Here is a 21484-nt window from a genome sequence, read left to right on the forward strand (position 1 = left end):
GGCAGTGAGCAGCGGGTTGGGCAGCGGGTTGCGGACAGCCTCCTTTGCGCCGGAGAACGACGACGAGCGAACCGCCAACTGGTTCGAGGCGGTCAACCTGGGGTTCCAGGAACAACGGGGCGATCCCACGCACCTCCCCGCACAGGTGGACTCCTGTCAGCGGGACGGCCGCATCCTGACCGCCGTCTACGACGACACGGCCCCGGACTCCGCCTGGAACCCGGCCGTACCGGTGGCCACCTACGCGACGATGGTGAATGACCTGAACGTCGGCGGCGGGCGGCTGCTGCCGGCGCATCTGGTCACGGCCGTGACGGTGCGGTCGACGCACCGCCGCCGCGGAATCCTCCGCAGCATGATCACCAGCGATCTGCAGCGGGCAAAGGAAGCGGGGCTGGCGCTGGCCGGACTTACGGCCTCCGAGGCGACCATCTACGGCCGCTTCGGGTTCGGCGCTGCCACCTCAACCGCAGAGATCAGGCTGGATACCCGAGGCGGGCTGGATTTCACTTCCCCCGCCACGGGAAGTGTCGCCGTGGCGGACAGCGCAAAGCTGAGGTTCGTGGCCCCGGACATCTACCGTGCCCATCTGCAGCGGACCGACGGTGCCCTGGGACGCCAGCACCGCTACTGGATACGTGCTTCCGCCGCCTGGAGCGAAGAAAGCTTCGAGCCGGACAAGGCTTTGCGCGGTGTTCTTCATTACAACGCCAACGGCGTCCCGGACGGCTACGCCACCTACAAGTCCCTGGGCTGGCGGACCGAGCCGCACACAGTAAAGGTGACCGATCTGGTGGCGGCAAGCGACGACGCCTACCGTGAACTCTGGCGCTATCTGGGCTCCATCGACCTGGTGGACCGGCTGACCTTTGATGCGGCACCCGTCGCTGATCCGCTGCCCTGGATGCTGGCGGACCGCCGCCGGTACTCCGTCACCAGCGTGGATGACGTCCTGTGGCTTCGCGTCCTGGACACGAAGGCGGCCCTTGAAGCCCGGCATTACACGGGGTCGGGCACTGTTGTCCTCACCGTTCGGGATCCGCTGGGAATGGCCGACGGCGTATGGCGGCTGGACGTCGACGGCGGAAACGCGATCGCCAGTCCGGTGGAGGCCGGATCCGCTCCCGCGGGCGCCGCCGCCGAAATTGACGTTGCTGCCCTGGGATCCCTCTATCTGGGCGGTGTCAGCGCCCCCACGCTGGCGGCAGCCGGCGGAATACGGGGCAGTCAGGCGGCGTTGGAAGTCCTTGATGCTCTTTTCACTGCCGGTCCCGCACCGTACTGCAGCACCCATTTCTAGCCCGGAACGCGACTACTTCCTATAAAGTGGTCCTGGTGCTTTGACCTGAGTTGCAGGCTGCGGCTAGACTGATCTGGCGCGTAATTGCGCAGTAAGTTACCAATTCTGTCCATCTCCGGACAAACAAGCACTGTCTTGAGGCAGGCCTGAACGGCTGCTCTGAGTTCGGTGGGAGCGCATCCGGAATACAAAACAACTTCCACATCGGAGTCCCAACTACATGACCATCACCACCACCGAGAAGTCCGGTACCCCGCAGGTCGCCATCAACGACATCGGTACTGCCGAGGACTTCCTCGCCGCCATTGACGCAACGATCAAGTACTTCAACGACGGCGATCTCGTCGAAGGTACCGTCGTCAAGGTTGACCGCGACGAGGTCCTGCTCGACATCGGTTACAAGACCGAGGGTGTCATCCCTTCCCGTGAGCTCTCCATCAAGCACGACGTTGATCCCGGAGACGTTGTCTCTGTTGGCGATCAGGTCGAAGCTTTGGTTCTCACCAAGGAAGACAAAGAAGGCCGCCTGATTCTCTCCAAGAAGCGCGCACAGTACGAGCGCGCCTGGGGCGACATCGAGAAGGTCAAGGAAGAAGACGGCGTCGTTACCGGTACCGTCATCGAGGTTGTCAAGGGTGGCCTCATCCTGGACATCGGCCTGCGCGGCTTCCTGCCGGCCTCCCTCGTCGAGATGCGTCGTGTCCGCGACCTGGCTCCGTACATCGGCCAGCAGATCGAAGCCAAGATCATCGAACTGGACAAGAACCGCAACAACGTTGTTCTGTCCCGCCGTGCCTGGCTCGAGCAGACGCAGTCCGAGGTTCGCTCCACGTTCCTCAACAAGCTGGAAAAGGGCCAGGTTCGTCCGGGCGTTGTTTCCTCCATCGTCAACTTCGGTGCATTCGTGGACCTGGGCGGCGTAGACGGTCTCGTCCACGTTTCCGAGCTGTCCTGGAAGCACATCGACCACCCCTCCGAGGTCGTTGAAGTTGGCCAGGAAGTCACCGTTGAGGTTCTGGAAGTTGACCTCGACCGCGAGCGTGTCTCCCTGTCGCTGAAGGCTACGCAGGAAGATCCGTGGCAGACCTTCGCCCGCACCCACGCCCTGGGCCAGGTTGTGCCGGGTAAGGTCACCAAGCTGGTTCCGTTCGGTGCGTTCGTCCGCGTCGAAGACGGCATCGAAGGCCTGGTCCACATCTCCGAGCTGGCAGTCCGCCACGTAGAGCTGGCCGAGCAGGTTGTTTCCGTTGGAGACGAACTGTTCGTCAAGGTCATCGACATCGACCTCGAGCGTCGCCGCATCAGCCTGTCGCTGAAGCAGGCCAACGAGGGCGTAGACCCCGAAGGCACCGAGTTCGACCCGGCTCTGTACGGCATGGCCGCAGAGTACGACGAAGCCGGCAACTACAAGTACCCGGAGGGCTTCGACCCCGAGTCCAACGAATGGCTCGAAGGCTACGAGACCCAGCGTGCCGCTTGGGAGCAGCAGTACGCTGACGCCCAGGCTCGCTGGGAAGCCCACAAGAAGCAGGTTGCACAGCACGCTTCCGAGGACATCGCAGCTGCTTCGGAGACTTCCGAATCCGGCACCACGAGCTACTCCTCCGAGCCGGCTGTTGCTGAGACGGGCGCCGGCACGCTGGCTTCCGACGAAGCACTTGCCGCTCTGCGCGAGAAGCTCACGGGCAACTAATTTCCCTCGGTTGAACTAACCGGTTGAAATAGCTCAAAAAAAGCAGGCCCCCACTTCGGTGGGGGCCTGCTTTTGCGTTCAGAAACTACTGCCGTGCGTCGTTGGCGTAGCGCAGGCCCAGCTGGGCCCGCACGCCGTCGAGCAGTTCCATGGTCCGCAGGGTGTCCGCAAGGGGCATGGTGGGGCTCTCGGTCAGGCCCTGCTGGATGCAGCGGGTGACCTCACGCAGCTGATACGTATAGCCGGTGCCCGCGCGTTCAAATGACTCCACCCGCACACCGGCGGGTCCACTCACGTGCAGCTCGCTCGGGTTATAGAGGTCTCCGCCGCCCGTCCTCAGCCATCCGCCGCTGCAGGCGATGGTGGCACTGCCCGGGCCCGAGGCCACCAGCGAGGACGTGAGCTGGGCGTGGCGGCCGTCGTCGTAACGCAGCGTCAGGGCGTTCTGGATGTCCACGCCGTGCTCGTTGAGGATTCCGGACGCTTCAACGCCATCAGGCCAGCCCAGCGCCCCCAGAGCCCAGGTGAGGGTGTAGACGGACAGATCCAGCAGTGCTCCGCCGCCGGCTGCGGGGTCCCATATCCTGGCGGCCGGATCCGCCGGCGCAGGGAAGCCCAGATCGGCCTGCACCCAGGACGGCGCTCCGATCTCGCCGGAGGCCAAGATGTCCCAGGCTCGGTTTGCACTGGGCAGGAACCGCGTCCAGAGTGCTTCCATGAGGAACAGATTCCGGTCCCGGGCGATCGTGATCAGCTCTGCTGCTTCAGCGGCGTTGACAGTGAGCGGCTTCTCGCACAGTACGTGCTTGCCGTGTTCAAGGGCGCTCCTGGAAACCTCATAGTGCTGGGCGTGCGGAGTGGCAATGTAAACGACGTCGACCGCCGGGTCGGCGAACATCTGTTCAAAACCGGAGGGGCCGCCGTCGGCGTCGGAGTACGAGGTGTGAAAGCCGAACCGGTCCGCGAACTCGGCTGCGCGGTGCCCGCTGCGCGAACTCACCGCATGCAGGACTGAATCCTCAAGCAGGGATAGGTCGGCGGTAACCTTACCGGCAATGCTGCCCGTGGCTACCACCGCCCATTTCAGCGGGGCGCCGGTGGAGGCCAGGGGAGAGGCAGCCCCCTCCTGCGCGCAGGGGGGACGGACAATGCGCCGGCCCGCAGTGACAGGAGTGGCGGTGGGAAAGGACAAAGGATCAGCTCCTACGCGGATTCGCGGACAACCAGGGACGTGGGCAGGCGGTGGATGCGTTCAGCAGCCCGCCCTTCAATCAGTTCCACCAGAAGCTCGGCCATTTTCTCCCCGAGTGCCGCGATTGGATGATGGATGGTGGTCAGGGCCGGGCTGAGGCTCGTGGCGTAATAGTCGTCATCGAAGCCGACGACGGCGATGTCTTCCGGAATGCGGAGCCCGCGTTCCTTGATGACGGAGTATGCACCGGCTGCCATCTGGTCATTGGCTGCGAAGAGCGCGTCCAGCGGCTTTTCGCGGCCCAGTAGCCGCCGCATGGCGGCCGCCCCGGAAGTGACGGTGAAATCACCGGTCTCCACCAGCGCGTCATCCAGTCCAGCTTGTTGCACAGTGGTCCGCCATCCCGCCAGCCGATCCACACCGGGAGGCATGTCCTGTGGCCCCGCGATGGTGGCAATGTGGCGCCGTCCGCTTTCCACCAGCCGTGCAGTGGCGGCAGCGGCCCCTTCCTCGTTGTCCACCTCCACGAAGTAGCTGTCCTTGGCGTTGATCAGCGGCCGCCCTGCAAACACCAGCGGCAGTGACCCGTTCAGGTGTGCCCAGGAATGGTCGCCGGTGTGGTGGGATACCACCAGGACGCCGTCCACGTTCCCGCCCATAAGATAGCGCCGGGTCTTTTCCGGGTTTGCTTCCGAGGACGTGACCATGTTGAGCATGTAGTCGGTGGTGTTCAGATACCGGGCCACACCCTCCACGACCGTTGCGAAGAACGGATCGGCGAAAACCTTGGACGTAGACTCCGGAACGAGCAGGGTCACCGTGTAGGTGCGGCGGCTGGCAAGGGTCCTTGCCGCACGGTTGGGCACGTAATTGAGCGTGCGCACTGCCTTTTCAACGGAACTGGCCAGTTGCGGGTCAACCGACGGGGCGCCGTTGACCACACGGGACACCGTGGCCCTGGAGACACCGGCCAGGGCCGCCACCATTTCCAGGGTGGGAGCAGGTGTGGCCTGGCCGGATTCAGCACTCAATGGTCTTCTCCAGATGTGTTCTCCCTCTGCAGGGGTTTGTCCGCGGCGGTTTGTCCATCTTAGGTCGGCTTAGACCACAGGCGCCACGGACCGCGTGGCGCGGGACCCGGAGCGCGCGGCTGCAATGTGCCGGCTGTAGGCGCGGCCGCTGTCCTTGACGGTGCGGGCCTGGGTGTCATAGTCCACCCGCACAATCCCAAAACGCTTGCTGTAGCCCCAGGACCATTCGAAGTTGTCCAGCAGGGACCAGACAAAGTAGCCCCGGACATCCGCCCCTGCCTCAACGGCACGGCCGACGGCGGCAATGTGATCCAGGATGTACTGCGTGCGTTCTTCATCGGGGACACTTCCGTCCGCAAGAACGGCGTCGTCGTAAGCCGCGCCGTTTTCCGTGACGTACAGCGGCGGCAGTGTTGGGTATTCCTCGCCCAACCGGACCAGCAGCTTGCGGAGCCCGTCGGGGTTGACCTCCCAGTCCATCGCGGTGCGGGGCAGCCCGCGGCTCGGGAAGGTGATGTGTTCGGCACCGATCCACGGTGATGCCGGCTGGCGGCCGGAGCCGCCTGAATGGCCGTCGCCTCCCGTGGTGTCCGGATGGCCGCTGATCAGGTCATCGTGGTAGTGGTTGACGCCCAGGAAATCGATGGGAGCGCCGATGACCTCCATGTCACCCGGAAAAATCACGTCATGCAGCCCAAACGGTTCAAGGTCCCGCAGGGAGTCCTCCGGGTAGGCGCCGCGCAGGACCGGGTCCAGGAAAATGCGGTTTTGCAGGGAGTCGAAGAGCCGGGCGGCTTCGAGGTCCACGGGATCGGAGGCATCCCTGGGGATGGCATTGCTCAGGTTGAGGGTGATGCCCAGCTGCTGCGCACCCCGGTCACGCAGATGAGTGACGGCGAGTCCGTGGGCAAGATGCTGGTGATGCACCGCAGCGACGGCTGCCCGGGGCTCCTGCCTCCCGGGTGCATGCACGCCGGAGCCGTAACCCAGCAGCGAAGAGCAGAACGGCTCATTGAAGGTGGTCCAGTGCTGCACCCGGTCGCCCAGGGCCGAATAGACATCATCCGCGTACTCCAGGAAGCGGTGGGCCGTGTCGCGGTTGGCCCAGCCGCCTGCCTCCTCCAGTTCCTGCGGCAGGTCCCAGTGGTAGAGGGTGAGCCAGGGGAGGATGCCGGCCTCCAGGAGCTCATCCACCAGGCGGGAATAGAAGTCCAGACCCCGGGCATTGGTGCTTCGGCCGCCGGGGCGTACCCGGGCCCAGCTGGTGGAGAACCGGTAGGAGTCCAGTCCAAGATCCTTCATCAGGGCAACGTCTGCCGGCATGCGGTGGTAGTGGTCAACGGCCGTCTCGGGGGTGTCTCCGTTCAAGGTGTTTCCCGGCGTGCGGGCAAAGGCGTCCCAAACTGAGTCTTCCTTGCCGTCCGTCCAGGCAGCGCCTTCAATCTGGGCTGCAGCTGTGGCTGATCCCCAGATGAAGCCGTCCGGCCAGTTGTTCCCCGAGGGTGTTGTGTTGGTCATTAGCCCTTCACTGCTCCTTGCATGATTCCGGAAATAAGTTGTTTGCCCGCTGCCACAAAAAGGACCAGCAGGGGTATGGTCGCCAGGACCGCGCCGGTCAGCACCACCGAGTAGTCCACGTAGCGGGCTGACGACAGCTGGCTTAGCGCGGTCTGGAGCGTCGGATTGCCGGCGTTGAGAACCAGCAGCGGCCAGAGGAAGTCGGTCCAGGCCATCATGAACGTGAACAGACTCAGGATGGCCATGGCCGGCTTGGCTGCCGGCAGTGCGACATGCCAGAAGGTCCTGATCATGTTGGCGCCGTCCATGCGTGCCGATTCGATCAGTTCGTCAGGGATCACGTCCACCAGGTACTGGCGCATGAAGAACACGCCGAAGGCCGTGACGAGGCTGGGGATAATCACCGCACCGATTTCACCGGTCCAGCCGAGGGTGCGCATCACCATGAACAGCGGAATAATGCCCAGCTGGGTGGGGATGGCCATGGTGGCCACCACCGCCACCATGAGGACGGTGTTTCCGCGGAACCGCAGCTTGGCGAAGGCATAGCCGGCCAGCGTGGAGAAGGTCACCACCGAGACGGTGATGATCGTGGAGATCAGGATGCTGTTCCAGAGCGCCGTCCAAAACGGGATGGTGTCAAAGACCTCTGAGACGTTGTTCCAGAAGTTACCGCCCGGCAGCAGCGGGGGCCAGTCCAGTCCGAGGGCTTCATTGGTTCGGCTGCCGACGACGACAGACCACCACAGCGGATAGGCGGAACCCAGGAAGAACGCCAGAAGCAGTCCGTAGGTCAGATAGCCGGGCTTCAGTCCGTTGCCGAAAATGCGCTGGCGGAGCGGACGCCGGGCACGCCGGCTGGAAACCGGGGTGCCTGTCCGGGCGGTGCCCTTTTCGAGGAGGCTCATTTGCGTTTCCCTTCGGCGCGGCGCTGGGCCCGGTTGAGGGGCTTCTTGGCATCAGCGGACGCAATCTTCTTTGAGATGGAAAAGTTGATGAGTCCGATGATCACGATGATCAGAAAGAGCAGCCAGGCAATCGCGGAGGCTTTGCCGAAGTTGTTCCGCTGGAAGCCCATCTCCCAGAGGTAGAGCACGGTGGTTTGGAAGTTGCGCTGCGGACCGCCCGGATCGGTCGGATCAAAGAGCCGCGGTTCCGCGAAGATCTGCAGGCCGCCAATGGTGGACGTAATGATGACAAAAATCATGGTGGGCCGGATGCTCGGCAGCGTAATGCTGAAGAAGCGCCTGAAGGCACCGGCTCCGTCAATCGCGGCCGACTCATAGATATCGCGGGGAACAGCCTGCATGGCTGCCAGGAGAATCAGCGCGTTGTAGCCGGTCCACCGCCAGTTGACCATGGTGGCGATCGCGATGTGGCTCGGGAGGGTATCGGTTCGCCACATAATCGGGTCAATGCCGAAGTTGCCCAGCAGATTGTTGATCAGGCCCGGGTCCTCGCCGAACATGTTGGTGAAAATCACCGCGACGGCCACGGGGGTAACAACGTAGGGGAGGAGGATGCTCATGCGCCAGAACGTCTTGGCCCGCAGGTTCTGGTCAAGCACCGCCGCAATGAACAGGGCACCGATGAGCTGCGGAATAGCGGAAAGCAGGAAGATGCTCATCGTGTTCCCCAGCGAATTCCAGAAGAACCTGTCCTGGAGGACGTTGGTGAAGTTTGCCAGCCCAACGAACTCGCCCTGGCCCTTGAGCAGGTGCCAGTCATGCAGCGACACCCAGAACGTGTAAACCAGCGGGAAGAGGCCTACCAGCGCAAAGAGCAGAAAGAAGGGGGAGATGTACAGGTAGGGGGAGAATTTCAGGTCCCAGGCGCTGAGGCGGTGCCTGAACGGGGACACGGCCCTGGTCGGCGGCGCCGCGGGCGCGGGGCGTTTGAGAGTTACGGTCATGACGATTCTCGCAGTCCGTCTGGGGGGCCTCCGGCAGTGCCGGAGGCCCCGCTCGACTAGTTGCTAGTTGTTGACTACGAGCTCGTTCAGGAGCTTCATGGCCTCGTTCCAGGAGCCTTCCCCGTCAGTGGTGCCTGCATCAAGCTGGCCCAGTGCGGCGCTGAAGACTTTGTCCTGGATAACTGAGTCCTCCGGACCCTTGAACTGCGCTGTGACACCCTCCGCGCGCGATGCGAGGATTGCGCCGGTGGGTGCGTTGTTGAACAGCTCATTGGGCGCTGCCTCTTCAGCAAGCTGCTTTTGGGCCTCCACGGTGCTGGGGAAGTTGTTTGCTGCTGCAGACTGCTTCACCTGCTGCTCCGGGGCCGTCAGCCAGGCAGCCAGCTTGGCCGCTTCCTCCTTGTGCTCGGAAGTCTCCGGAACGGAGAGGAAGGCGCCACCCCAGTTTGAGGCTCCGCCGGGGAAGACATCAGCGAAGTCCCATCCGGCCTCCGCGCCTGCTCCTGCGGATTCCATCTGGGTTTGAATGGTGCCCAGCATCCAGCCCGGGCAGACGAAGGTTGCGAAGGATCCGTCAGCGAAAGCCTTGCCCTTGCCCCAGTCCCACTTCTTCTCGTTGGCGGACAGTCCGGCCTCCGTGCCTGCGGCGAGCTGCATGAACTGTTCCTTCATGGCGGCGTTGTCTTCGATGTTCAGCTCACCGTCGGCAGTGTAGTAGCCCTCCTCCATCTGGTTCACCATGGAGTTCCACACGAAGCCCGACTGGTCGTACCAGGCCAGGCCGGTCTTGTCGTGATACTGCTGGCCAATTTCGAAGTACTTGTCCCAGGTGGCGTCGTCACCGCCGAACAGTTCAGCTACCGCCTCACGGTCGCTGGGGAGCCCGGCGGCCTCGAAGAGCTTGCCGTTGTAGCAGAGGCCCTGGGGGCCAATGTCGGTGCCGTAGCCAATGACGCGGCCCTCGGAATCGGTGCCCTGCTTGAACTTCCAGTCGACCCAGTTGTCCTTGATGTCTTCGGCTCCGTATTCATTGAGGTCCACGAACTGGTCGGACACTTCCATGATGGAACCGAGCCAGCCTTCTTCAATGGCAACCACGTCGCTTAGACCGGACCCGGCAGACAACTTTGTGAAGGCATCGGTCCGCGCGTTCTCGCCGCGGTCGATGTTGTTGGGGTTGATTTTGATGCCGGGGTTGGCGTCTTCGTATTCGGCGTACAGGTCGTCGTAGCCGAAGGTGCCGAACGTCGTAACGCTCAGCTCGATGGGATTCTCGGCGCTTGCCGCTTCCTGGTCGCCGCCGCCGCCGCCGCAGCCTGAGGCGAGCAGCGCCACAGCAGCGGCCCCTGCAATTGCCGCTGCGGGAAATCGGAAATTCTTCACGGTCACTCCTTTGTGTTCGGATAGAGCAGTGCAATCCCGGAACAGCGGACCGTGCCTCTTATCTGGGCAGGCTTGATCAACGGAAGCGGGATGGAGAAGGCATAAAAAGGCTGGAACAGAGTTCTGCGCTCCGGGCCATCACACTTGGCTGAGAGAGCGCTCTCTTGACGTTCGCTTCACTCTAGGAGTGATCTCGATCACTGTCAAGAGAGCGCTCTCTGGAGTTTTTTTGGGGGGCGAGTGGCCCGGTCAACGCTGCGGCTGATTCCAGAGGCGCTGCCCGTGGCGGTGTCTGGCGTGTCCTTTAATCTAGAGTCCTGTCAGGGCTTCCTTCACTATGGACAGAACTTCGGCGTCCAGGTCCTGGAGTACGAAATTAGTGTCAGTGGTGGCGTAGGACGCGGCACCTTGCCAGTCTGACTTCACCGGTACTCCGTCAATGCACCAGAACGTATTCCCTTCGTGTCCGTCGATCTCCAAGAGAATTTTTAGGGCGCCTCGCGGGCCCCGGGGGGGTCTGAATGGTTTCGTATCCATTGCGGACGAAAGAGGCCGAGGCTGCCGTCGAAGGATTGTCTTCATGGAACTGGCGGAACTCTCGTGTGTGAGCGGTGGTGGACAGAAAGTCCGTCAGCACCAGATGTGCGGCATAGCTGGGGATCGGGGTGCGGGCGTCTCGTTGTGGCGCCGGCTCCGAAGCCCGGACTTCGACGTTGGTGTTCTGGAGATGACCGACGTACCTGTAGGCGGTCCAGGTGAACACATTGGTGGTGAAGCGGGTTTCCTGAAACAGGTAGACGACGGGTCCGCCTTGGGCCCTGAAGGCAAGCGTTGTCTGAATCCGGTCTTCTGACATATGGCGGATTAGTGCACCGATCTTGGTGCCGCCTTCATGAAAGGAGTTGATTTCCGTTGTTGTCATGGACGCAAAGTAGCAGGAGGTGTCGCATGGAGGGCCAGGGGCCAAGGCCGTGGCGCTGTATTGGTCCCTGCTGAAGTAATCGCGTTGACTCCATCGGGAAGATATAGATTACGAAGTGTTCACGGAAATGCTGAAGCTTTGAATCGGGTGGCCTCATATGAGATTTTTGCGAGAAAACCCCGGTTTTTCAGTGCTGTGGGCGATCAACTTCGCTTCCTCCATGGTGGGTTGGTCGATGGGGATTGCCCTCAGTGTCCATATCTATCAGCTGACCGGGTCAGCCCTGTGGACCGCCGTGTTCGCCGCCACTCCTGCGATAGCAGGACTTGTCTTTGGCCATGTGGCCGGAACGGTGGCGGATCGCCGGAATCCGCTTCGGGTGGTGCAACTCACCCTAGCGTTGCGGGTGGTCGTTTTGATGGGTTTGTTCGTGGTTGCTGAAGCGCCGGTGGGGTTGGCACTTCTGGTCTTCCTGCAAGCCGTCATCCAACAGATTTATCGACCAGCAGAACAGGTGCTGATCGCTGATTTTGTGTCGGCCGATAACCTTCCTCAGGCCAATGGCCTCAATTCGTTTGCATCGAATGCTACTCGGCTTGTTGCTCCGGCGCTTGGTGGCTTCATTATGGTTCTCGCAGGGTTTAGCGGGACCGCACTCGGCTTGACTGTCTTCATGACATGTTCGGCTATCTTGAGCTTTACACTGGGTCGCTGGTACCGTCCGAAGCCGCCGCGGGATGACAACGAGGTGTCCGACGGCACAGTGCCCAGGGGTATAAAGCCAGTCGGCACCTACCTAAAACTGTTGCGTCGCAATCCCCGGGTGAGGGGTTTAGTTCTTCTCCAAATCCTCGACGCCGTCAAAGAAGGGCCGCTCACCGCTCTGTTTCCCGTCCTAATGCTGGGGGTAGTGGGCGCCACTGCTAGTGAAATGGGACTGGCCAGCAGTGCTTTCGCTGTTTCGGCCGTCTTGGCAGGTCCGCTGATGGGAACAGTCATCAAGCGGCTTGGCTATCACGTGCCGGTTGTCGCCGGAGCGGCCGTGGCTCAAAGCCTGATCGTCATTCTGGTGATCTGGCCCTCCTTCCCGATGGCACTCATTGTATTTTTTCTATCCGGGCTGCCTTTCACGGTGTCCTGGGTGGGGAGCCAGACCTGGCTATTGTTGACGGCGCCGTTAGCTATGAGAGGTCGCGTTATTGGTACGAGTGGAGCTATCTACTCGGGTGTTTCTTTAACCACGATGCTGGGCAGCGGTGCTCTGGCTGACATCGTGGGTGTCCAGTGGGTGATAGGGGCCGCCGCAGCTGTCGCTGTCCTTGGTCTCATTCCCGTCCACCTCCTGCTGCGGTCCGAGGTGAGCGCTATGGACGCCGGTGTCGTTCCGTAAACGCAGAATTGATTGTCGTGCCACCGAGCCCGCGGCCTCATCTCTTATGCGACCAGAAAGAAGTAAAAGGAAAGATGGAGGGCGAGATTCAGATGAAGAGTTTTCAACGCCAGGCGTAGCGATGCGAGGACGAATCCGAGAGCAAGGATCGACAGGCTCGGTAGGACGTTAACGGGCGCGAAGCTTTGCGGAAGGAACACTGCGTGGCCGAGCCAGAACATGACCGCACTGGCGACGAGCACGCCCCCTGGCGGCAGCCGTTCCCGCAGATAGCACTGCAGCAACCCGAAGGTGAGGTAGTTCTGCCAGAACACGGAGACAATCATCCAGAACATGTACAACGCCACTGGTGCCTCCAGCTCGTAGCGAAACGGCACCGTGAAGGCCAGCCCGAGCGGCAGCGCGTACAGCCACCTCGACCACGAGCGTGCAAAGAGGTCCCGGTTGTACCGGGGATGTGCGAGCAGCAGGACGATGACGATGATGAGCGCGAAGATCGTCTCAATGAGTATGGACACGTCCGGATCTGTGGTGAATAGTTTGCCGGCACCGTTGGCAAGAAGCCCTGGCGTGAGATACCAAAGGCCAAGCCATATTGCAGGCACCAGAACGAGCGTCGTCCAAGACGGATGAGTTCGGGTGCTGGAGATCGTAGTACCCGTTTTTTGTGGCACAGTCACGACGGAAACCTGGAAGTCATGGGCACACCCTATCGGCCTGGGAATTCTTGGCCAGCGCGTATGGATATCAATCCGATAAACCAGCCACACCCGGGCCGGCCGGTAATGCAGGCAGTTGTCCTGAATAGAATCAAAGCCATTGAAAGGGTGGGATATGCGTGGTCATGAAACAAGATTCCACATCTACTCGCGGCGTTACCTCTCGACGATTGAAGATGCTGGACAACCGGTCCGCCCCACCCTGCCGATCATGTCGGACTGCGAAGCTGATCAGGTCACGGCGCTTGACCAGGGACGGGGGATTCGGCATCCCTTCCGGATTGCCGGTGTACCGCTTTTCTACATACGCCCCTTTGCTTCTCCGCAGACGTGAACCTGATCGCCTCACTGTTTCCCGCGTTGCGGGAGGACCCCACTACTGATGGTGATGTCCTGGTCGGCCCGTTCTTTTCGCGTCCAGCTCTTGAACTACCAGCCGTGGCACACGAAAGATCGTCAGCGCGGCCCCTCGTATACGTCGCCATGGGATCCTCCGGATCACCCCGGATCTTGGCTTCGGTCGTGCGGCAGCTTTCATCAGCTCCCGTAGACGTACTGGTTGCCGGCGGCGTCGGTCTCTCGAACGATGATCGGAGATCATTAGGCGCAAGCATCCATCTCGAGTCCACTGTCCCGGCTCATCTACTGGCCGGCCGCATTGACGCCTCGATCACGCATGGTGGGGAGGGAACGGTTCAGGCCGCGTGCCTTTCGGGCGTCCCCTTCGCGGGGACCGCAATGCCAGCGTCCGGTACGGCAACGCCCTGCGCTTCACCGAAGCCGATGTCCGCAAAGGCCGTGTTGGAGACATCCTGAACGAGTTGCTAACCAGCAAACCTCTTCGAAACCGAGCACAAGAACTGGGAGTGCTAATGCGCGAGCTTGATGGCCCTGCCCGGGCCGTCGGCGCTATAGAGAGGCATTTGGAAACTCATGCGGAGGTCAAGAACGTCAGCGCAGGGTAAGGCCGGCGAGTGCGGATGGCGCAACAGGACGTGCCGGCTCCTCCGGATTCGTCCGGCCGCCGATAAACGTCAGCGGCGCGTACTGACGGTGACAGTGAACTTCGGGTTGCGCGCCACCTCGCGGGTGGGTCCCACCAGCCGGGTCAGGGCGGACTTGTAGGTCAGATGGCTGTTCCACACGGCCCACAGTTCCCCGCCCGGCGCGAGCACCCGACCGGCGTCGGCAAAGAGCTTCAAAGCGATCCCGGCATGCACGCTGGCGCCAATGTGGAACGGCGGGTTCAGCACGATCAGCTCCGCTGAGCGGTCCGGCATCCCGGACAAAGCATCATCCCGGCGAACCTCCACCCGGTCCGCAACGCGGTTGGCGGCCATGGTTGCTGTTGCGGAGGCGACGGCGGCCGCCGACTGATCCGTCGCGATGACCCGCAGAGACGGACGGGTCAGTGCCAGATAGGCGGCGATGGCACCGGTGCCGCAGCCCAGATCCACCGCCGTCTGCGCCTGCCGCGCACCGGCCAGGTGCGGCAGCAGGAACCGCGTGCCAATGTCCAGCGCTGCTCCGGCGAAGGCCGCACCGTGGGCCCTCAGCTCCAGCGGGGCCGGCAGCCCGACGTCGTGCCGCTGGGCCAGCGGAAAACGGTTGGCCGGCTGCACCGCGGCAGGCAGCGGACCGGACACCGTCAGTACCCGGGACTTCTGCCGCGCCAGGCCCGCCGTCACATAGCCGAACCAGCGCCCCAGCACGCCGTTCATGGCCGTGGTCATGTGCTTGAGCCTGCCGCCGGCGTACACCACCACGTCCGGGGCGGCGTACGCGGCGATCAATGCGGCAATCTGCTCCAGGGCGTCCAGCGAACGCGGCAGGCGCAGCAGCACCGTGCGCGCCCCTGTCAGCAGTTCCGCGCCCAGCGGCAGGGACCGGTAGGCATCTCCCAGTCCGGCAGCGCGGGCGTTGCGCCCCAGCGCCAGCTCGCCCGAGTAAGGATCCTGATGAACCCGCAGGCCGCGCACGCCGTGCACGGCAGCCGCCCCAAGGGTCAGTGCACCATACCCATCCCCAATGACGACGACGGCGCTTCCGTTTTCGCGCAGCCGCTCCGCCGCTGTGTCCAGGAGCAGGCGGTCGGCGGAGTCGTGGGCCTGCAGGTTCTCCGCCTCGACATCGGGCCGGCGGCTCAGCGACTCGAAGGAAAAGTCCGGTTCCTCGGGGAGCAGCCGGGCGGGGTCGTGCGTCACAGGTCGATCCATTCTGTTCTCAGGTGTTCGGGGGTGCTGCTGCCGGCGGTGAAGGTTGCGAGGCGCTCGGAAAAGAGGTCGATGCTGCCCGGGGTGTCCGGCAATGCCACGGTAATGGTGGCCCCCGAGGCGCCGTACTCCGTGCCGGTGACGCTGATCCCGGCGTTGCGCAGGTCATTCTCCAGCCGCCCGGCCTCGGCATGTCCCGCCGGCACCGCGTAGAGCTGCATCCGGCGGCGGCGGAGCAGGGGAGCGGTGGCCAGGGCGGAGGAAACGGACTCGGAATAGGCGCGTATCAGGCCGCCGGCGCCCAGCAGGATTCCGCCGAAATAGCGGACGGTCACCGCTGTGATGTCACTGAGGTCCGTGGCGCCGCCAAACGTTTCCCGCTTGGTCAGGGCTTCCAGCATGGGAAGGCCTGCGGTGCCGGAGGGCTCGCCGTCGTCATTGGAACGCTGAACTTCACGTCCCGGCCCGAGCACAAAGGCACTGCAGTGGTGGCGGGCGTCATGGAACTCACGGCGCAGCTCGGCGACCAGCGCGCGGGCCTGTTCTTCGGTTTCGGTGCGGCGCAGCACCGTGATGAAACGTGAGCGCTTGATCTCGAGTTCGGAGCGGTGCTCCCCGGCGATGGTGGTGTAGCGCCCCGCCGCCGCGTCGATGTCACTCACCCCAACAGTTTAGGCGCTGTTCAGTTCAAACGCTGCGCAGCAAGCTCCGCCCGCCTTCGGCGCCCGGTGCTGTGACACGGTAGCCTTGGGCGCATGCTGAGAGTAGGACTGACCGGCGGGATCGCCGCCGGAAAATCAATGGCCGCACGTACGCTGCGCGACCTTGGTGCCCTGGTCATCGACGCCGATGCCCTGGCCCGCGAAGTGGTGGAGCCGGGCACCGAGGGGCTCGCCGCCGTCGTCGAGGCCTTTGGGCCGGGCATCCTGGACGGCGAAGGCCGTCTGGACCGGCCCGCGCTGGCGGCGGTGGTCTTTCGTGATGAGGCCAGGCGGGAAACCCTCAACGGCATTGTCCATCCCCGGGTGCGTGCACGGGCGGCTGAGCTGGAACGCGAAGCCGAGCCGGAGACCATCGTGGTTCATGACATGCCGCTGCTGGTGGAAACCGGACAGCACCGAAGCTTCGACTTTGTGCTGGTGATCGACGCGCCGGAGGAGGAACGGATCCGGCGGATGGCGGCGGACCGCGGCATGAGCGAGGAAGCGGCGCGGGCGCGGATCGCTGCGCAGGCTTCAGCTCAAGAGCGTGCCGCGGCGGCCGACGTCGTGCTCGTTAATGAGGGAACTGCCCATGAGCTCGTTGAAGCGGTGCGGCAGCTGTGGGAGACCCGGCTGCTGCCGCTGAACGACGAGCTGCTTCGGGCCGCGCGCTGACGCTCTCCGGCTGCCCGGAGGTGTTCAGCCCTGAGCTGACCGCACGCACTGCGGACGCATCCTGACCGCAGTGCGGAGTAGCTTTTAATCATGAGTCTTGCGCAGGACATCAAGAGAGTCGTTGCCCCCTTTGAAGTAATCAGCGATTACTCGCCCGCGGGCGACCAGCCCACCGCCATCAAGGAACTCGCCGAGCGGATCAAGGCCGGCGAAAAGGATGTGGTCCTCCTCGGTGCCACCGGTACCGGTAAGAGCGCGACGGCGGCCTGGCTGGTGGAGCAGGTCCAGCGGCCCACGCTCATCATGGTCCAGAACAAGACCCTCGCCGCGCAGCTGGCCAACGAGTTTCGTGAACTGCTGCCCAACAACGCGGTGGAGTACTTCGTCTCCTACTACGACTACTACCAGCCCGAAGCCTACGTTCCGCAGACGGACACTTTTATTGAGAAGGACTCCTCCATCAACGAGGAAGTGGAACGGCTGCGGCACTCCGCCACCAACGCGCTGCTGACCCGCCGCGACGTCATTGTGGTGGCCACGGTGTCCTGCATCTACGGCCTGGGAACCCCTGAAGAGTACATCGAAGCCATGGTCACGCTGCGCAAGGGCCAGCAGATGAACCGCGATGACCTGCTGCGCCGGTTCGTCAATATGCAGTACGCCCGCAACGACATGGACTTCCACCGCGGCACGTTCCGGGTCCGCGGCGACACCGTCGAGATCATTCCGATGTACGAGGAAAACGCACTGCGGATCGAGTTCTTCGGCGACGAGATTGAGAACATCTACACCCTCCACCCGCTCACGGGAGACGTCATTCGTGAGGAAACGGAAATGTACGTCTTCCCGGCGTCGCACTACGTGGCCGGCGAGGACCGGATGCACCGGGCCATCCGCCAGATTGAGGACGAGCTGCAGGTGCGGCTGGCCGAACTGGAGTCGCAGAACAAGCTGGTTGAGGCGCAGCGGCTGCGGATGCGCACCACCTACGATCTGGAAATGATGCAGCAGATGGGCTTCTGCAACGGCATCGAAAACTATTCCCGGCACATTGACGGCCGCGGTCCCGGCACCGCCCCGCACTGCCTGCTGGACTACTTCCCCGATGACTTCCTGCTGGTCGTGGATGAGTCCCACGTGACCATTCCGCAGATCGGCGCCATGTATGAAGGGGACATGTCCCGCAAGCGGACCCTGGTGGACCACGGCTTCCGGCTGCCGTCGGCCATGGACAACCGGCCGCTGAAATGGGATGAGTTCCTGGAGCGCATCGGCCAGACCGTCTACATGTCCGCCACGCCGGGCAAGTACGAGCTGTCCAAGTCGGACGGCTTTGTTGAGCAGATTATCCGTCCCACCGGTCTGGTGGATCCGCAGGTGATCGTGAAGCCCAGCAAGGGCCAGATTGATGATCTGCTGGGGGAGATCCGCACCCGGACTGAACGCAACGAGCGCGTGCTGGTCACCACGCTGACCAAGCGGATGGCCGAGGACCTGACGGGTTACCTGATGGAGCACGGGGTCAAGGTGGAATACCTGCACTCCGACGTCGATACCCTGCGCCGCGTGGAGCTGTTGCGTGAACTGCGGATGGGCACCTTCGACGTACTGGTGGGCATTAACCTGCTGCGTGAAGGTTTGGACCTTCCCGAAGTGTCGCTGGTGTCCATCCTCGACGCCGACAAGGAAGGCTTCCTGCGTTCCTCCACCTCGCTGATCCAGACCATCGGCCGTGCCGCCCGCAACGTCTCCGGTGAGGTTCACATGTACGCCGACCGGATCACCGATTCCATGGCGAAGGCCATCGATGAAACGAACCGCCGCCGTGCCATCCAGGTGAAGTACAACGAGGACCACGGGGTGGACCCCCAGCCGCTGCGCAAGAAGATCGCGGACATTACGGACTCCCTGGCCCGCGAGGACGCTGACACCAGGGCACTGCTGGCTGAGGCGGTCGACAAGAAGAACCGCAAGACCACCGGCAAGGGCAAGGGCGGCATCCGGAAGGACGGTTTGGCGGCTGCTCCCGCGGAGGATCTGGCCGGACTAATCGCATCCATGACCGAGCAGATGCACGCCGCCGCAGCGGAACTGCAGTTTGAACTGGCGGCACGGCTTCGCGATGAAGTGGGCGATCTCAAGAAGGAGCTGCGCCAGATGCAGAACGCCGGGCACGCCTAAAAAGGATAGAGGTGCCGCGCCTCAGCGAGCTTCACCCCGGTGAAAGTGTCCAGATTGGTGCGAAGAGTCGTGCTCCCCGGGGGAACCGCGCCTGCCGGCGAAGCCGGGGTGTCAAGGGCCCAGCCGCTCCCCAATCGGGTCAGCGACGTGTGTTTCACGTCGTAGTATCCCTCGCGGGCGGCATAGGCGATCCCGGGTGAGCCACCTGCCGATGCGAGCAGATGGAAGTGAAACCGGGTGGTGAGCCACGACTGGTCCGGCCCCGCCGGGACACCTTCTTCCCACACCCGTGTGAAGGGAAAGAAATTCTCTTCGGCAATCAGATCGGAAAGCTGATCGTACGCGGGCCGGTCAACCCCCGGGATGGCCTCCAAGTAGTTGACCAGTCTGCCCTGGGACAGGGCGGCCTGGACCTGGAGGCGGACGGCAGCCACTATCTGGCTGAACCGGCCGGCGTCAATCATGTCGCTTTGGATGCAGACATTCGTGGCTGCCGGACCGCGGGCGGGCCGCTGGGCATCAGCACGTATACCGAGGAAAGCATCATCGAGGCCGATGTTCAGCGAATAGGCCTCCGCGCTTTCGGCGTCGCGCACCGTTACATGGTCAAATCCCTGAAAAAGCCCGGCGGCTTCCTGAGGGGTGCCAATCAGAGGCATCAGGCCCTGCCCGGTCGCGTACAGCCTGGCGCCCGTCAGTTCCTTAACGGCTTTCATGCCGCTGACCAGAGCTGCGTGGTGCGGCCACACGCCATTGACATAACCTCCGCCGAGCAGGTGCAGGGAGCTTGCCTGCCGCAGCCTCACCAGTCCCATGTCGTAGTTGGGTGAACCAAGGCGGTGCACCAGGTGATGGACCCGCCGGCCTACTTCGGCGGGTGGGAGTCCGTCTGAGTCGCGGACAGCACGCCAGAGGGTGTCGGTGATACGCAACCCCGGGTGCAGGCCTTCAAACAGCAAAGAGGCCGCACCCGGTTGGGGGCAGTCCAGCCACACAACGGCGTCGGGGGCGTTCACGGCCAGGAAGCGAAGCCAGGAGGCTGTAATGAACTCATCACCGAAGTTGGGGTTTCCAGCGGTGCCCACCAAATAGTGTTCAGACCCAGTGCTCATGCCATCAACGTAGCGCCACTTGGTCCGGGAACGCCGGATTGCCGCCGCTGAGTCCGGTTATCCAACGGGTGCAACCGGCAGGTGCTGCGGTAGACTTCTTGGGCGGCGCAGGGGAGTATCCTTTGTCGCTGTACCCGTCAGCACGCGGGGCGTCATCGTCCCGCCGGGTGCAGCGGGCATTCGCAGCAGATGATTTCTGCGGATGCCGGAGAGACCTGCGTTTAGTGTCGTGCCCGAAAGGTTTTCCAAATGCCCGAGTTACCCGTTGTCTTTGAGGTCGGCACCTTTGTCGTCCTCGGACTTGTCCTGCTCTTTGATCTCCTGCTGGTGGTCAAGCGCCCCCACGAGCCGTCCATGAAAGAAGCCGGCCTGTGGGTCGGGTTCTATGTTGGGCTCGCGCTGCTGTTCGCCGGGGCCATGTTCGTGTTCACCGGACCCGAGTACGGCAGTCAGTTTGTTGCGGGGTGGGTTACTGAATACAGCCTGAGCATCGACAACCTCTTCGTTTTCATCATCATCATGGCGCGCTTCTCGGTACCCCGTAAGTACCAGCAGGAAGTGCTGATGTTCGGCATCATTATTGCCCTGATCCTGCGCGGCATCTTCATCATCATTGGTGCGGCAGTCATTGAGAACTTCAGCTGGGTCTTCTTCATCTTTGGTGCCTTCCTGCTCTGGACCGCCTACAAGCAGGCCACCGACAACGGTGAGGACGAGGACGAAGGCAGCGACAATAAGCTGATCTCCAAGCTGCGCAATGTCCTGCCGATGACCGAGAAGTTCGATCAGGGCAAGATCCGCACCGTGGTGGACGGCAAAAAGGTCTTCACCCCCATGCTGATCGTGTTCATCACGATCGGTGTCACCGACCTGATGTTTGCCGTCGACTCCATTCCGGCCATCTTTGGTCTGACCCAGAGCGCCTTCATTGTGTTCACCGCCAACATCTTTGCGCTCATGGGCCTGCGCCAGCTGTACTTCCTGCTGGGCGGCCTGATGGACCGGCTGATCTACCTCAAGCACGGCCTGTCCGTCATCCTGGCGTTCATCGGCGTGAAGCTGATCCTGCATGCCCTGCACGTCAATGAGCTGCCGTTCATCAACGGCGGCGAGCACGTCGGCTGGGCGCCGGAAATCCCCACCTTCGTCTCCCTGGCCGTCATTCTCGGCACCATTGTGATTGCCACCGTGGCGTCGCTGCTCAGCCCCAAGGCGAAGGCGGTCCAGGCCGTTGCCACGCTGGAGAACGCACTGAAGGTGTACCGGAATCTCGGCGAAGATGCCCCGCATGAGGAGCGTGTGGAAGCCTACGACAAGGTGGCCGAAAGCTACCGCACCGCCACCACCGTCGCCAAAAACCGCGACGACGTCGACCTGCCGGAGATCACGGATGAGGCCCGCGCTGAATTCCGGGCCAGCAACCCGCGTCTCCAGGGTCCCCGCGCCGACGGCGAAGCTACCCCGGCCGACCAGACCGACAAGTAGGATCTCCCAGACGGCAAAGCGCCGCTCTTCCTTGAAGGAAGGGCGGCGCTTTTCCGT

General features: G+C 62.9%; 17 protein-coding genes. 6 read left to right on the plus strand and 11 right to left on the minus strand.

The features are described from left to right. Positions 1-4: 4 nt before the first annotated feature. Positions 5-1300: a GNAT family N-acetyltransferase gene (locus CXR00_RS08905; RefSeq protein WP_181032511.1), complete on the plus strand. Its 1296-nt coding sequence runs from the start codon at positions 5-7 to the stop codon at positions 1298-1300. A 220-nt stretch (positions 1301-1520) separates the two neighbouring features. After that, the gene (gene rpsA / locus CXR00_RS08910) at positions 1521-2993 is read left to right on the plus strand and encodes a 30S ribosomal protein S1 (RefSeq protein ID WP_104054165.1); all 1473 of its coding nucleotides are present in this window, start codon (positions 1521-1523) and stop codon (positions 2991-2993) included. Positions 2994-3078: 85 nt separating this feature from the next. On the opposite strand, the gene CXR00_RS08915 is transcribed toward rpsA, so the two are convergent. The 7 genes from CXR00_RS08915 to CXR00_RS18030 all read right to left on the minus strand — a co-directional run bounded on the left by CXR00_RS08915 (position 3079) and on the right by CXR00_RS18030 (position 10951). Beyond that, entirely contained in the window at positions 3079-4143 is a 1065-nt protein-coding gene (locus CXR00_RS08915; protein WP_104054812.1) for a Gfo/Idh/MocA family protein, read from the minus strand. Positions 4144-4196: 53 nt separating this feature from the next. Continuing rightward, a complete protein-coding gene (locus tag CXR00_RS08920; protein WP_104054813.1) occupies positions 4197-5171 on the minus strand; it encodes a LacI family DNA-binding transcriptional regulator in 975 nt (324 codons plus the stop codon). Between the two features lie 114 nt (positions 5172-5285). Beyond that, positions 5286-6734 (minus strand): GH1 family beta-glucosidase, encoded by a 1449-nt coding sequence (locus tag CXR00_RS08925; RefSeq protein ID WP_104054166.1) that lies wholly within the window; start codon positions 6732-6734, stop codon positions 5286-5288. After that, positions 6734-7642: a carbohydrate ABC transporter permease gene (locus CXR00_RS08930; RefSeq protein WP_104054167.1), complete on the minus strand. Its 909-nt coding sequence runs from the start codon at positions 7640-7642 to the stop codon at positions 6734-6736. The genes CXR00_RS08925 and CXR00_RS08930 overlap by 1 nt, the downstream gene beginning before the upstream one ends. Then, on the minus strand, positions 7639-8646 hold the full coding sequence (locus CXR00_RS08935; RefSeq protein WP_104054168.1) for a carbohydrate ABC transporter permease: 1008 nt from the start codon (positions 8644-8646) through the stop codon (positions 7639-7641). The genes CXR00_RS08930 and CXR00_RS08935 overlap by 4 nt, the downstream gene beginning before the upstream one ends. 63 nt (positions 8647-8709) lie before the next feature. Next, positions 8710-10029: an ABC transporter substrate-binding protein gene (locus tag CXR00_RS08940; protein ID WP_104054169.1), complete on the minus strand. Its 1320-nt coding sequence runs from the start codon at positions 10027-10029 to the stop codon at positions 8710-8712. 436 nt (positions 10030-10465) lie between these two features. Next, a complete protein-coding gene (locus CXR00_RS18030; protein ID WP_146068468.1) occupies positions 10466-10951 on the minus strand; it encodes a hypothetical protein in 486 nt (161 codons plus the stop codon). 166 nt (positions 10952-11117) lie between these two features. Between CXR00_RS18030 and CXR00_RS08945 the strand changes: the two genes are divergently transcribed. Then, positions 11118-12341: an MFS transporter gene (locus tag CXR00_RS08945; protein ID WP_219815994.1), complete on the plus strand. Its 1224-nt coding sequence runs from the start codon at positions 11118-11120 to the stop codon at positions 12339-12341. 44 nt (positions 12342-12385) lie between these two features. On the opposite strand, the gene CXR00_RS08950 is transcribed toward CXR00_RS08945, so the two are convergent. The 3 genes from CXR00_RS08950 to CXR00_RS08960 form a co-directional block, all read right to left on the minus strand. Beyond that, positions 12386-13021, minus strand: coding sequence for a hypothetical protein (locus CXR00_RS08950; protein ID WP_146068469.1), 636 nt, complete (start codon positions 13019-13021; stop codon positions 12386-12388). Between the two features lie 1073 nt (positions 13022-14094). Next, positions 14095-15276, minus strand: a complete 1182-nt coding sequence (locus CXR00_RS08955; RefSeq protein ID WP_104054172.1) for a methyltransferase — start codon at positions 15274-15276, stop codon at positions 14095-14097. Then, on the minus strand, positions 15261-15935 hold the full coding sequence (locus CXR00_RS08960; protein ID WP_104054173.1) for a YigZ family protein: 675 nt from the start codon (positions 15933-15935) through the stop codon (positions 15261-15263). Before CXR00_RS08960 ends, CXR00_RS08955 begins: the two co-directional genes overlap by 16 nt. Positions 15936-16028: 93 nt before the next feature. Here CXR00_RS08960 and coaE point away from each other — a divergent pair, with 93 nt between their 5' ends. Next, on the plus strand, positions 16029-16649 hold the full coding sequence (gene coaE, locus CXR00_RS08965) for a dephospho-CoA kinase (RefSeq protein WP_104054174.1): 621 nt from the start codon (positions 16029-16031) through the stop codon (positions 16647-16649). A gap of 90 nt (positions 16650-16739) precedes the next feature. Then, a complete protein-coding gene (uvrB, locus tag CXR00_RS08970; RefSeq protein WP_104054175.1) occupies positions 16740-18830 on the plus strand; it encodes an excinuclease ABC subunit UvrB in 2091 nt (696 codons plus the stop codon). Here the strand turns inward: uvrB and CXR00_RS08975 are convergent. After that, positions 18827-19942 carry a polysaccharide pyruvyl transferase family protein gene (locus tag CXR00_RS08975; RefSeq protein ID WP_104054176.1) on the minus strand — a complete coding sequence of 372 codons (1116 nt, stop codon included), beginning with the start codon at positions 19940-19942 and terminating at the stop codon, positions 18827-18829. The two genes, uvrB and CXR00_RS08975, sit on opposite strands and share 4 nt — an antisense overlap. Before the next feature lie 249 nt (positions 19943-20191). Between CXR00_RS08975 and CXR00_RS08980 the strand changes: the two genes are divergently transcribed. Continuing rightward, on the plus strand, positions 20192-21427 hold the full coding sequence (locus CXR00_RS08980; protein WP_237685163.1) for a TerC family protein: 1236 nt from the start codon (positions 20192-20194) through the stop codon (positions 21425-21427). The last annotated feature ends 57 nt before the right edge of the window (positions 21428-21484 follow it).

Source organism: Arthrobacter sp. 9E16, from assembly GCF_002929435.1.
In the GTDB taxonomy this organism is placed as follows: Bacteria; Actinomycetota; Actinomycetes; order Actinomycetales; family Micrococcaceae; genus Arthrobacter_B; species Arthrobacter_B sunyaminii.